Annotated in this window: 10 protein-coding genes; 7 read left to right on the top strand and 3 right to left on the bottom strand. The window is 65.4% G+C overall.

Going from position 1 to position 12,636, the window contains the following annotated elements; translation table 11 throughout:
* Window positions 1-407 precede the first annotated feature (407 nt).
* From F8R15_RS01920 to F8R15_RS01910, 3 genes are all read left to right on the top strand, one after another.
* Window positions 408-944, top strand: coding sequence for a DUF882 domain-containing protein (locus F8R15_RS01920; RefSeq protein ID WP_152843171.1), 537 nt, complete (start codon window positions 408-410; stop codon window positions 942-944).
* Between the two features lie 230 nt (window positions 945-1,174).
* A complete protein-coding gene (locus tag F8R15_RS01915; protein ID WP_078599594.1) occupies window positions 1,175-1,648 on the top strand; it encodes a (2Fe-2S)-binding protein in 474 nt (157 codons plus the stop codon).
* Window positions 1,645-3,912, top strand: a complete 2,268-nt coding sequence (locus F8R15_RS01910) for a molybdopterin cofactor-binding domain-containing protein (protein WP_152843169.1) — start codon at window positions 1,645-1,647, stop codon at window positions 3,910-3,912. The genes F8R15_RS01915 and F8R15_RS01910 overlap by 4 nt, the downstream gene beginning before the upstream one ends.
* A 52-nt stretch (window positions 3,913-3,964) precedes the next feature.
* Here F8R15_RS01910 and F8R15_RS01905 read toward each other — a convergent pair whose 3' ends face one another.
* A complete protein-coding gene (locus F8R15_RS01905) occupies window positions 3,965-4,396 on the bottom strand; it encodes a MarR family winged helix-turn-helix transcriptional regulator (protein WP_253732319.1) in 432 nt (143 codons plus the stop codon).
* Window positions 4,397-4,505: 109 nt separating this feature from the next.
* On the opposite strand from F8R15_RS01905, the gene F8R15_RS01900 reads away from it, so the two are divergent.
* Window positions 4,506-6,395: an FAD-dependent monooxygenase gene (locus F8R15_RS01900; RefSeq protein WP_152843167.1), complete on the top strand. Its 1,890-nt coding sequence runs from the start codon at window positions 4,506-4,508 to the stop codon at window positions 6,393-6,395.
* 7 nt (window positions 6,396-6,402) lie between these two features.
* Here the strand turns inward: F8R15_RS01900 and F8R15_RS01895 are convergent, their stop codons facing one another.
* Window positions 6,403-7,263 carry an NAD(P)-dependent oxidoreductase gene (locus F8R15_RS01895; protein ID WP_152843165.1) on the bottom strand — a complete coding sequence of 287 codons (861 nt, stop codon included), beginning with the start codon at window positions 7,261-7,263 and terminating at the stop codon, window positions 6,403-6,405.
* 376 nt (window positions 7,264-7,639) lie between these two features.
* On the opposite strand from F8R15_RS01895, the gene F8R15_RS01890 reads away from it, so the two are divergent.
* Genes F8R15_RS01890 through F8R15_RS01880 form a run of 3 tightly spaced genes read left to right on the top strand, consistent with a single transcriptional unit; the run spans window position 7,640 to window position 11,329 of the window.
* Window positions 7,640-8,359, top strand: coding sequence for a sugar dehydrogenase complex small subunit (locus tag F8R15_RS01890; RefSeq protein WP_152843163.1), 720 nt, complete (start codon window positions 7,640-7,642; stop codon window positions 8,357-8,359).
* Window positions 8,359-9,954 (top strand): GMC family oxidoreductase, encoded by a 1,596-nt coding sequence (locus tag F8R15_RS01885; protein WP_078545911.1) that lies wholly within the window; start codon window positions 8,359-8,361, stop codon window positions 9,952-9,954. The genes F8R15_RS01890 and F8R15_RS01885 overlap by 1 nt, the downstream gene beginning before the upstream one ends.
* Before the next feature lies 1 nt (window position 9,955).
* Window positions 9,956-11,329 (top strand): cytochrome c, encoded by a 1,374-nt coding sequence (locus F8R15_RS01880; protein ID WP_152843161.1) that lies wholly within the window; start codon window positions 9,956-9,958, stop codon window positions 11,327-11,329.
* 9 nt (window positions 11,330-11,338) lie between these two features.
* On the opposite strand, the gene F8R15_RS01875 is transcribed toward F8R15_RS01880, so the two are convergent.
* Complete coding sequence (locus F8R15_RS01875; protein WP_253732348.1) at window positions 11,339-12,619, bottom strand: ATP-binding protein; 1,281 nt, start codon at window positions 12,617-12,619, stop codon at window positions 11,339-11,341.
* Between the last annotated feature and the right edge of the window lie 17 nt (window positions 12,620-12,636).

Here is a 12,636-nt window from a genome sequence, read left to right as displayed (position 1 = left end):
ATTTTTTCGGGAACCCATGTCGACATTCGGCGTTGGACGAGACTTACAGGTGACCGAAAGGCGCGCCGCGAAGCTGCTGCGTCTTCGTGGGGTCCAAGTCTCCACGGGGCGAATCGGGTGGTGGTTTCAGGTGCGGTCACGTGTCCGGACGCCAAAATCCGGCCTCTCCCCCGTGTGAGGCTGTCCTCGCGCTCCCTCGCGCCTGCGTGACCTGCAAGGGCTGCGCGGGTTTCAAGAGGTAACATCCGTTCAGATGACCTTGAGGTGAGGGCGTCTGTCGGCAACTCCCTGCTGAGCTCTCGGCATTTGGCTGCCGGTTCCATCGATGGAACCCAGTGCGGCCCTTTTGTTCGTCCCCGAAATTTCGAATTTGCGCCCTTCGACACGCATTCGAAGGGACATCTATCATGGCAAAGGCAACAGGGCTGCTCCGTCGCGAGTTTCTCCTGGGCGCGGCGGGCGCCCTCGCAACCCCCTACATCGTCACCCCGGCACAGGCAGGCCAGACGGACGAGCGCCGCCTGCGCTTCCACAATCCGCATACCAACGAGAATTTCGACGCGGTCTATTTCGCGAAGGGGCAGTATGACGACGACGCGATGCGCGAATTCTACCGGATCGCCCGCGACTGGCGTCAGGAGAAAGAGGTGAAGATCGACAACCGCACGGTCAACATCGCCTACAACATGCAGAACATGCTCGAGCAGAGCACGCCGCTGATGCTGGTGTCGGGCTACCGCACGCCGAAGACGAACCGTCTCGTGCACGGCGCGACGCATAGCTACCATATGCGGGGCGAGGCGCTCGATCTGACGCATCCGCATGTCTCGACCAGCATGCTGCACAAAGTGGCCCTGCGCATCCGTGGCGGCGGTGTCGGCTACTATCCGAGCGAGCATTTCGTGCATGTCGATTGCGGCCCGGTCCGCACCTGGCGCGGCTGAGCGCAGGCCTTTCAAAGGCCAACGGTGCGGCGCGCGGTTTCCCTGCCTTCACGGGATCGAAACGAGGGCAGGGCGCCGCGCCGCGCTGACGCGCCGGCACCCTCCGGCGGTTCCATCTCCTCGCGAAGTTTTCACGAAAATTTAGTGCCTCGCGCCACTCGTGCCCTAAGTGGAGAGCGGCCAACCAGCGCCGCGCGAGCGCTCACCGATGAAACGGCGAGGAGGAATTCATGAAATTGAAAATCAACGGCAAGTCCGTCGACGTGCAGTCCGGCCCGGATACCCCGCTCCTTTGGGTGATCCGCGATGAGCTCGGCATGACCGGCACGAAATTCGGCTGCGGGATCGCACAATGCGGCGCCTGTTCGGTGCTGCTCGACGGGATGGTGCAGCGCAGCTGTGTGCTGCCGGTAAGTGCCGTCGGCGACAGCGAAGTCACCACGATCGAAGAGATCGAGAACGACCCCGTCGGCAAGCGTGTCGTCGAGGCTTGGGTCGACAAGGAAGTGCCGCAATGCGGCTATTGTCAGTCTGGTCAGGTGATGGCGGCGACCTCGCTGCTGAAGTCGAACGACAAGCCCACCGAAGATGACATCACGGCAGCTATGACCAACCTGTGCCGCTGCGGCACCTATAACGCGATCAACGACACGATCGCCTCGATTGCCGGTACCGATGCAGCGAAAGCGGGGGATGCGCAATGAACGACCACGATCCCAAAATCTCCAATCCAGGCTATCCGACCGGCGCGCCCGAGAATGTCTCGCGCCGCCGCTTCCTGCTGGCCTCGGCCGGTATCACTGCGGGCTCGCTCGTGCTGGGCTTCGGCCTGAGCGTCGCGCCCAACAAGGCAGCCGCAGCCGCAGCGAAGGACATGCCGCCCGGCTCGAACGTCCCGGCCTTCCTTGAGTTGCGCAAAGACGGCAAGGTCCGCCTGCTGAGCCCCTTCAACGAGGGCGGCCAAGGTGTCTTCACCGCGATGGCGCAGATCGTGGGCGAGGAAATGGATGTGGCCCCCGATAGCTTCATCGTCGAAAACGCGCCGGCGGGCAGCGACTATCTCGTGGTCTATGGCAAGATGCGGATCACCGGCGGCTCGATGTCGGTGCGCACCAGCTACGACACGATGCGCAAGCTCGGTGCGGCGGCACGGCAGATGATGCTGGAAGCGGCGGCGAAAAAGCTCGACGCGCCGGTGTCAGATCTGTCGACCGAGCCGGGCAAGGTGGTCCACAAGGCCTCCGGAAAATCGCTGGGCTATGGCGAACTGGCGGGCGACGCGCTCGACCAGGAGGTGCCGAGCCCCGACTCCGTTACGCTGAAAGATCCCAAGGACTTCAAGTGGATCGGCGAGCCCGTGAAACGTGTCGACGTCTACGAGAAATCGACCGGCAAGGCGATCTATGCCATGGATGCCAAGGTCGACGGCATGCTCCACGCCGCCGTGCAGCACGCACCGCGTCTGGGCCTGAAGCCCGGCGACATCAGCAATCTCGACGAGGTGAAGGGCATGGCCGGCGTCATGTCGGTGCACAAGCTCGACGGGGCGGTGGCTGTCGTGGCCGAGCGGTTCTGGGATGCGAAGACGGCGGTCGAAGCCGCCAAGGTCGACTGGCAGGAGCCGAGCGAGGACGAGAAGTCCAAGATCCGCTACATGCCCGCCGATTTCTCGACCGAGGAGTTCGCCAAGCAACTGGCCAACACCAAAGGCGACGGCACCGAGGCAGAGAGCGAAGGCGACATCACCTCAGGCTTCGATGGCGCGGCCAAGACGGTCGATGCGACCTATCAGAGCCAATACCTGCACCACGCCCAGATCGAGCCTGCCTCGACGCTGGCGCGGTTCAACGAGGATGGCACGCTCGACATCTGGCTACCCAATCAGGCGCCCGAGCAGTTCCAGGCCCAGATCGCGGATGCGGCCAGGATCAAGCCCGAGCAGGTGAAGGTCAACTCGCCGATGCTCGGTGGTTTCTTCGGGCGGCACTTCCTGTATCCGGCGGCGAACCCCTTCCCGCAGGCGGTGCAGCTTGCGAAAGAGGTCGGCAAGCCGATCAAGGTGATCTGGACGCGCGAGCAGGAATTCCTGCGCGATCCGCTGCGCCCGATGGCGGCGGTGCGTTTCCGGGGCGCGCTTGACGATCAGGGCATGCCGGTGGCGCTCGAGGCGATCTCTGCCTGCGAAGGCCCGACCGAGGCGCTCAACGGCCACAACCCCGACAAGGTCGACGCGATGGCCGTCGAGGGGCTCACCGGCAAGAGCTACGCCATCCCGAACCGCCGCATTGCGCAGAACTTTGTCGAGAACCCGACCTCGCTCGCCTATTGGCGCTCAGTCGGTCATTCGATGAACGACTTCTTCTACGAAGCCTTCCTCGACGAGATGGCCGATGCGGGCGGGCAGGACCCCTATGAGCTGCGCATGAAGCTGCTCGAAGGGAACGAGCGTCTGACCAATCTGCTCAAAGCGGTCGGCGATCTGTCGGGCGGCTGGAAGCGTGGCCCCTTCGATGCCGAGGATGGCACCCGCCGCGCCCGCGGCGTCGCGATGGCCTCGCCCTTCGGCAGCGAGGCGGCGGCGATTGCCGAGGTCTCGATTCAGGACGGCCAGATCGTCGTGCATGACATCTGGGACGTGCTCGATCCGGGCAGTATCGTGAACCCGGCGATCATCAAGGCGCAGATCATGGGGGCCGCGACGCTCGGCACCTCCGAGGCGTTGATCGAAGAGGTCGCCTACAAGAACGGCGAGCCGACCGCGCGCAACTTCGACTACTACCCGATCCTCGGCGGGGCGCGGGCGCCGCGCATCCATGCGAAGGTGATCGAGAGCGGCGCGAAGATGGGCGGCGTGGGCGAGCCGCCGCTGCCCGCCGTGCCGCCGGCGATCGCCAATGCGGTCTCGGCGCTGACCGGGCAGCGCGTGCGTTCGATGCCGATGGACAAGCTCGACCTGAAGAAGGGCTGAGCTCGTCCGGACGGAAAGACTTGAGGGAGGCGGCGCGATCCGCCTCCCTTTTTCAGTCCTGCGGGGCGACCGCCTTGCGGGCAAGCGCAATGAACTGCGCGGCCTCCTCCGCGCTCAACCCTTCTAGGATTTCCGCCTGCAGCCGCGTCACCACGGGCCGCGCACCCTCCAGGGCCGCTGTCCCTTCTGGCGTCAGATGCAGGCTGCGCGCGCGCCGATCCGTCTCGCTGATGGCCCGCGCGACAAGCCCCTTCTGCACCAGCCGCTTCACCACATCGCCGATCGTCGCGCGGTCATAGGCGATGCGCGCGGCAAGCTGCGCCTGATCCATTCCCGGCTCGCGCGACAGGGCATCGAGCGCCGCGAACTGCACCGAGGTCAGTTCCACCGGGGCGTCCTTGATCCGCTTCTGGAACACCGCCGTCGAACGCTGGTTCAGCCGCCGGATAACGTGGCCGGGCATTGTCTCGAATTCGTTCGGCATGGGATGCGCTCCGGGTCTTCTGTGATTTACGTAAGTGTACTTACTATATTGACGTGACGCCAGCCTTTCCGGTAATGGTAAGTATGCATATCAATTGGGAGGGCGCGCTATGCAGTTTCATCTGAACGGGTTCACTACCGGCGATCCGGCCATCGCGCCGCGTCATCCGCAGGCGGGGGAGACGCTCGACGCGGTCGATGTGCTCATCGTCGGCTGCGGCCCGGCCGGGCTGACGCTTGCGGCGCAGCTTGCAGCCTTCCCCGAGATTTCCGTGCGCATCACCGAGCGCAAACCCGGCCCGCTCGAAGTCGGGCAGGCGGACGGCATCGCCTGCCGCTCGGTCGAGATGTTCGAGGCGTTCGGCTTCGCCGAGAAGGTGATGAAAGAGGGCTATTGGGTGAACGAGGTCGCCTTCTGGCGGCCCGGCGTGCAAGGCGAGGGGCTGCAGCGGGCCGACCGGATTCAGGACGTGGCCGACGATCTCTCCGAGATGCCGCATGTCATCCTCAATCAGGCGCGGGTCCACGATTTCTACCTCGAGACGATGCGCAATGGCGCGCGCCGTCTGACCCCGGATTACGACCGCGCGCTGACCACGCTCACCCGCACCGACGACCCCGATTACCCGCTGGTCGCGACATTCGACTGCCTCGATGCGCCGGGCGAGACCGAGACGATCCGCGCGCGCTATGTCGTCGGCTGCGACGGTGCGCGCAGCACGGTGCGCAAATCCATCGGGCACGAATTGTACGGCGAATCCGCGCGCCAGCTTTGGGGCGTGATGGATGTGCTGCCGGTCACCGATTTTCCCGATATCCGGCTCAAGGCGGCGATCCAGTCGGCAACCGAGGGCAGCATCCTGATCATCCCGCGCGAAGGCGGCTATCTGGTGCGGCTCTATATCGAGCTCGACGCGCTGCATGGCGACGAGCGCGCCGCGGATCGCAATGTCAGCGCCGAGATGCTGATCGAGAAGGCGCAGTCGATCCTCGCCCCCTATACGCTGGAGGTGAAGGAGGTCGCGTGGTGGTCGGCCTATGAGATCGGCCAGCGTGTCTGCGACGGGTTCGACGACGGCGACAGCGACAGGGACGGCGACGGCGCGACCGAGCCGCGCATCTTCATCGCGGGCGACGCTTGCCACACCCATAGCCCGAAGGCCGGGCAGGGGATGAACGTCTCGATGGCCGACACGTTCAACCTCGGCTGGAAACTGGCCGCCGTGCTGCGCGGACAGGCGCGGTCCGAATTGCTGCAGAGCTATTCCGAGGAGCGGCAGGCCAAGGCGCAGGAACTGATCGACTTCGACCGCGACATGGCGCGGCTGTTCAGCGCGAAGCCGCAGACCAAGGAGGAAGAGGCGCAGTTTCAGGCCTATTTCCAGAAACACGGGCGCTATACCGCCGGGGTCGAGACGCAATACGCGCCGGGGCTTCTGATCGGCGACGCGGCGCATCAGGCGCTGGCCGCCGGGCAGATCGTGGGCAAGCGCTTCCACTCCGCGCCGGTGGTGCGTTTGGCGGATGCGAAGCCGGTTCAGCTGGGACATGCGTTCAAGGCGGATGGGCGCTGGCGGCTTCTGGCGTTTGCGCCGACGGAAGACACCGGCGAGGCGGGCGGGGCGATCGCGCAGCTATGCGACCGGCTCGATGGGCCGGAGGAGCTGCTTCATCGCTTCACGCCGGAGGGCACGGATATCGACAGCGTCATCGACCTGCGCGCGGTCTTCCAGACGCCCCATCGCGAAATGCGCGTCGAGGCGCTGCCTGCGCTCCTGCGTCCCAAGAAGGGGCGCTACGGGCTGGTCGATTACGAGAAGGCCTTCTGCCCCGCCGTCACCGGCCCCGACATCTTCGACCTGCGCGGCATCGACCGGGCGCAGGGCGCCTTGCTGGTGCTGCGCCCCGATCAATATGTCGCGCAGGTCTTGCCGCTCGATGCGGTGGATACGGTCGCGGATTTCTTCGACCGCATCCTGATCCCGCAATCGGCAGGCTGAGAACGCCTCAGTCGCGGTTCACCTGCACGACGCCGGTCATGTTCTCTGCGCCATGACCGGCTTCGCTGGCCCGCGCGAAGAGGCGTTTCGCGGCCTCGGTCATCGGCATCCGCGCTTCGCCGCCCTCGGCGATGGCATAGCGGAAGTCTTTCGAGATCAGGTCGACCGGGAATTGCGGCGTGAAATCCGAGCGCTGCATCGTGCCGGTGATATAGGGCGCGTTCGGCGTCCAGATCGGGGTGGAAGACAACGCCTCCAGCGCAAGATCGATGTCCATGCCGCCGCGCTCCAGCATCGGAATGATCTCCGCCCAGGCGGCGACCTGAACGCCCAGCATCGCATTCGTGGCGAGCTTCATCCGCGCGCCCATGCCCCAGGTGCCGACATGGTGCTGCGCCTTGGCGAGCGGGTCCAGCACGTCATGCACATGGCCTGCGGTCTCGGCCTCGCCGCCGAGGAAATAGACCAGCACACCGTTCTCCGCCTGCGGCAGCGTGCCGGAGACCGGCGCTTCGACAAAACGCCGCTGTTGCGCGGTGGCGTAGCTGCCAAGCTCTGCGGCCCCCTCTGGCGTGATAGTCGAGCTTTCGATCGCGATGGCATCTTCGGGCAACCCGGCGAAAGCGCCGGTTTCCGGGTCGCACCAGACCTCGCGCGAGACCTCGGTGTCGCGCAGCATCGAGATTGTGAATTCGGCCTGTGCTGCAGCGTCGCGCGGGGTGTCGGCCTGCGTGGCCCCGGCCTCGACGAGCGGCGCGCAGCGCTCCGGCGTGCGGTTCCAGACGATCAGATCGTGGCCCGCATCCATAAGGGTCCGCGCCATCCGCGAGCCCATCGCGCCCATGCCTAGAAATGCGATCTTTGCCATGCTCTGCTCCTGTTCGTGAGGGTGTTGCTGGCCGAATGCGACGTGCCTTCGCGGGGTTCCGGGGGTGGCGTGCACATCCCGGTGACCGGACCGCTCTCAGACACGGTCGCGTTCGTCGGCGAGAATACGTGAGGGCCTATTGAACGCGCATCCCGCGGCCTTTGTTCCTTGACGATAACGTGCGGTAGCGGGCGGTTGCTGGCCCCGACAGCGGCCCTACCGTCAACCTACGTCACCCCGAATGCGTGAAAGCGTCACGATTATGACGAAGGCAGCCACGATCCGACCGCTCCATCCGCGCGATTGCGCGGGGATTGAGGGTCACTGCGCATGGCTGTTGCTTACGCTCCGTTTTTAGCCCCGGGAGGAGGATGCCATGAGCCTCGACCGCAGACGTTTCCTGATCGCCTTGGCAGGCACCGTGCCACTTGCAAGTTTGACACCCGGTTTTGCCCGCGCCGCCGATAGCGCCGCGCCCAGCGATGCCTTTCTTTCCGTGAGCCGCGCGATCTGCGGCAATGACAGCCTCTCGAAGGAAACCGCTGCCCGGATCGAGAAGCTTCTGAGCGATAGCGATGCAGGCTTTGCCGGCAAGCTGGACGGGCTCGCTAAAGCGCTCGACGGCAAGGACCGCGCCGCCGCGATCGACGGGCTGAGCGACGACCAGACCACCCTCGCGCTGAACATCGCGAAGCCGTGGTATCTCGGATTCACCGGCTCCCCCTCGGCGCGCATCCTGAAAGACGATGCCGAATTCGTGACCTTCCTCGAGGCGCAGGCCCTGACGAAGGTGAGCGACATCGTACCCCTGCAGACTTACCCCTCCGGCGGTGCCGGCTGGTGGGAAGCGGTGCCCGAAGGTGTCGATGCCTCGGACCTTCCCGAGGAGGCCTCGAGCTGGGAGTACCAGCCCAAATCCAGCTACGAGCTGCAAGATCCCGATCCGGCATGGCTGGCCTATGCCAAGGGCGAGGCCGACAGCGTCGACGCCGCGCGCAAAGCGCAAGGCGCGGACAGCGGAGGTGGTACCGGTCAGGGCGCCAGTGGCTCGCCCAACCCCGCATCCAATTCCGACTCCCAGCAGGAGGCACAGTAATGGCTGATTTCGATGCAGACGTGATTGTGGTCGGGTCGGGCTCGCTCGGCGGTCTGGCCGCGCAGCAGATCGCACAGGCGGGCCATTCGGTGATCGTGCTGGAGGCTGGCCCCGACATCCCCGACTGGAAAGTCACTGAGAACTGGCGCAACTCGCCGCGCAAGAACAACTTCAACGACCCCTTCGGCGATGTGCCCTATGCGCCCAACAGCTTCACGCCCGGCTATGTCGATCCGCATCTGACCGGCGGGCTGGATGTGTTTCCCGGCACGCTGCGCGTTCTGGGTGGCACCTCGCGGCACTGGACTGCGGCGACGTGGCGGCTCTTGCCCGAGGACATGGCGATGCACTCGACCTATGGCATCGCCGAGGACTGGCCGATCAGCTACGACGATCTGGAGCCCTTCTACACGCAGGCCGAATACGAGATCGGCGTGAACGGGCAGAAGGGCTTCGACGAGAGCGGTCTGGGCAAGGGCGAGACCTATCCGCCGCGCTCGAAACCCTATCCGCTACCGCCCGAGGCGAAACCCTACGCGACCCAGAGGTTGCAGCAGCAGGTGGCGTCGATGGGCTTCCGCGTCGATATCGCGCCCTCGTCGCGGCTGTCGCAGCCCTACGACAACCGGCCCGCCTGTATCGGCAACAATATCTGCAACTGGAACTGCCCGATCGGTGCGAAACATTCGGGCTATCACGTGGTGCAGAAGATCCGCGATCTGGGCGTCGAGATCCGCACGCAGGCCATCGTCGACAAGATCGAGACCGGCGACAAGGGCAAGATCACGGCGCTCTCCTATATCAACCCCGAAGGCGACCGCACGCGGCTGACCGCAAAGATGTTCGTGATCGCGGCGCATGGCTATGAGACGCCGAAGCTCTTGTTGATGAACGATCTCGCGAACAGCTCCGACATGGTCGGGCGGCGGCTGATGATCCACCCGACGATCGACATGACGTGGCTCTCGCCCGAGCCCTACTGGACCGGGCGCGGCCAGAATATTCACGGTGCGATCATGCAGCGCCGCGCGCTTCCCGACCGCGACAAAGTGCCGTCGACGCGCTACGACCTGCTCAATGCGCCACCCGAGGAAGGCATCGCGCAGGGGCTGTTGAAGGATGGCACGCTCGGCCCCGAGCTCGACGCGAAAATCCGCGACCACTCGGCCCGCGTCTTCACCGCCGAGGCGCTGACCGAGGACCTTCCCGATCCCGCGAACCGGATCGAGGTGAACCCCTCTTGGAAAGACGCCGTGGGTCTTCCCGGCATCAAACTGACCTACAAGCTCTCGGATTACACCAAGGCGAACCTGCCGCGGCTGATGGAGGATTACGCGCGCTTTCTGCAGGCGACTGGCGGCACCCGTGTCTCCGCGCCCGAGAAGTTTATTTGCCAGCAGCACGTGATGGGCACGACAGTCATGGGCAGCAAGGCCGAAGAGGCGGTCTGCGACGCCGATCTGCGCTGCTTCGACCACGAGAACCTGTTCCTTGTGACGACCGGCGTGATGCCGACGGCGGGCGGGGTGAACCCGACGCTGACCGGCATGGCGCTTGCGATCCGCGCGGGCCAGACCATCGCGAAGGAGCTTTGAGATGCGTGTTCTGATCCTGGCCACCGCCGCCTTCGCCGCGATGTCCCCGCTCGCAGCAAACGCGCAATCCAGCTCCGATGCTTCGGGAGGCGACCTCGTGAAGCGCGGCAAATACCTCGCCATCGCGGGGGACTGCTCCTCCTGTCACGCGGAGAATTTCTCCGGTGGTGAGAAGATCGAAAGCCCGATTGGCGCGATCTATGCGCCCAACATCACGCCCGACGAGAAGACCGGGATCGGCGACATGACCGAGGCGGAATTCGAAGGTGCCCTGCGTCGCGGCAAGTCCGACACGTGGCTTTATCCCGCGATGCCTTACACCCATTACACCGGCCTGACCGATGCCGATGTGAAAGCGCTCTGGGCCTATTTCAAGCAGGTCAAACCCGTCGAGAACGACGTACCCGAGACCGATCTGGGCTTTCCCTTCGTGCGTCCGGCGATGATGGGCTGGAACACGCTGTTCCTCGACAAGGGCCAACCGCCCGGCGCGGTGGATGTTTCGGGCGATCAACTTCAGCGCGGGCGCTATCTGGTGGAGACGCTGGAGCACTGCTCGTCCTGCCATAGCCCGCGCGGGACGCTGATGCAGGAGGATACCAGCAAACACCTCGCCGGGGGGATGTTGAACGGCTGGTATGCGCCGAACCTCACACCGTCTGACAAGGGCGGTCTGGGCGACTGGAGCGAGGCCGATATCGTGGCCTATCTCAGCAAGGGCCGAAATGCGCACGCCGTCGCCGGCGGCGAGATGGGGCTCGTGGTCTCGCGCTCCACCTCGAAGCTGTCGAGCGACGACCTCACGGCGATTGCGAAATACCTGAAGGCTGTGAAGCCGGTCGACACGCAACCCGAGGCCAGCGGACCCGACGGTCAGGCGACGCTCGACCTTGCCGCGCTCGAGGCGCCCAACGGCGATTGGAAATCCGTCGTCGGCCACGATACGACAGACGGGGCGACGCTCTATCAGGGCGCCTGTGCGACCTGCCACGGCATGAACGGGCAGGGCACCGCCGCGCCAGCGCTGTCCAAGATCTCCGACGTGCGCTCTGCGAATGCGGCGAATGTCGTGCAGGTGATCGCGCATGGGATCAACATGCCAAATGATGCGCGCCACGTCGCCATGCCCGGATTTCAGCGCACGATGAACGACGCGCAGATCGCGTCGGTTGCGAGCTATGTGCGCACCAATTTCGGAGGTGTCGACGGCGAGGTGACCAAGGGCAGCGTCGCCAATATCCTGAGCGGCAAGCAGCAGGTCAGTTGGATCATCGCGAACGCCGCGCAGTTGGCTTGGGCGGCGATCGCCGTGGCGGTGCTTCTGGTGCTGGCGCTGATCGGTTGGGCTGTGATGCGGACGCGGCGCAGGGCCTGACGCCGCGCCTCACGCGGCAGGCAGATCGACCCGCGTATGATGCCCGTCCGCGCGCATCTCGAAGCTGAGCGTACCGCCCAGACGAGTCAGCGCGTCGTGCGCGATCGAAAGGCCGAGGCCCGAGCCATTCGCGTCCGCGCCCTTGCCCTTGACGAATTTCTGCCCCGCCTGCTGCGCGATCTCGGGCGGCAGGCCCGGTCCGTGGTCGTGAATGTCGACGAGGAGCGTATTGCCGGAGGTGGTCACGCTGACCTTGATCGTCGCGCCGTCCGGGCTCGCCTGCACCGCGTTCTCGATCAGGTTGCGCAGGGCGAGCGACAGAAGCAGCGGGTCGCCCTCCACCGTCGGCGCGTCCGGCGCGCTGTCGAGTTCCAGCGTCACGCCGCGCCGCGTGGCCAGCCCCGCCAGATCGCCCAGCACCTGCCGCAGAAGCCCGTTCAGCTCCACCGAAGTGGCACGCGCCTCGCGACTGTCCACCTGCGCCAGATCGAGAAGTTGGCGCACCATCCGATCGGTCCGGTCCACCGAGGTCGAGATCGCGGCGAGCGCGTGTTCGCGCGTGTCGGTATCGGGCGCATGGCGCGCGATATGGGCCTGCGTCTTCAGTCCGGCGAGCGGCGTTTTCATCTCATGCGCGGCATAGGCGATGAATTCCCGCTCGCGCCCGCGCGCCGCAGCCAGACGTGCCAGAAGGTCGTCAAGCGCACCGGCGAGCGGGCGGATTTCGCGGGGCTGTCGCGCGGTGCCGGGCAGGGCGCGCAGATCCTCGCTCGGCCGCGCGTCCAGATCGCGGGCGAAGCGGTCGAGCGGTGCCAGACCGCGCGAGATCGCAAACCAGATCAGCCCCCACATCACAGGCAGGATCACCAGCGCGGGCCAGAGGAACCCCTCAATCACGTCGCGTACCAGCCGGTTGCGCATCGCGAGACTGTCGCCCACCGTGACCTGCCCGCCCAGATCGGGATCGATGATCGTGTAGACCCGCAGGTCCTTGCCGTCACGTGTCACATCGCGGAAGCCGGTCGCATCGGTGGGCACCAGCTGCGCGCTCGGCGCCCCGTTCGAGCGTCCGACGAGCCCTTGAGTGAAAGACCAAATCTGGCAGAATTGCTGATGTTCGTAACTCTCGTCATGCGACAGCGTGATCTCTGCAGGACCGTCCCGGTTCAGCGAGATCTGGTTCTTCGACACAAGCGACGAGACCATCCGCGCCGCCTCTACCAGCCGCGCATCAAGTACCCGCGTCACCTCGGCGCGGGTGGAGTGCTCGATCCAGAATACGGCGGACAGCCAGACGGCCAGCGTCG

The sequence above is a fragment of the Thioclava sp. JE_KL1 genome (assembly GCF_009296265.1).
In the GTDB taxonomy this organism is placed as follows: domain Bacteria; phylum Pseudomonadota; class Alphaproteobacteria; order Rhodobacterales; family Rhodobacteraceae; genus Thioclava.
This window is presented reverse-complemented; position numbering and strand designations above follow the sequence as displayed.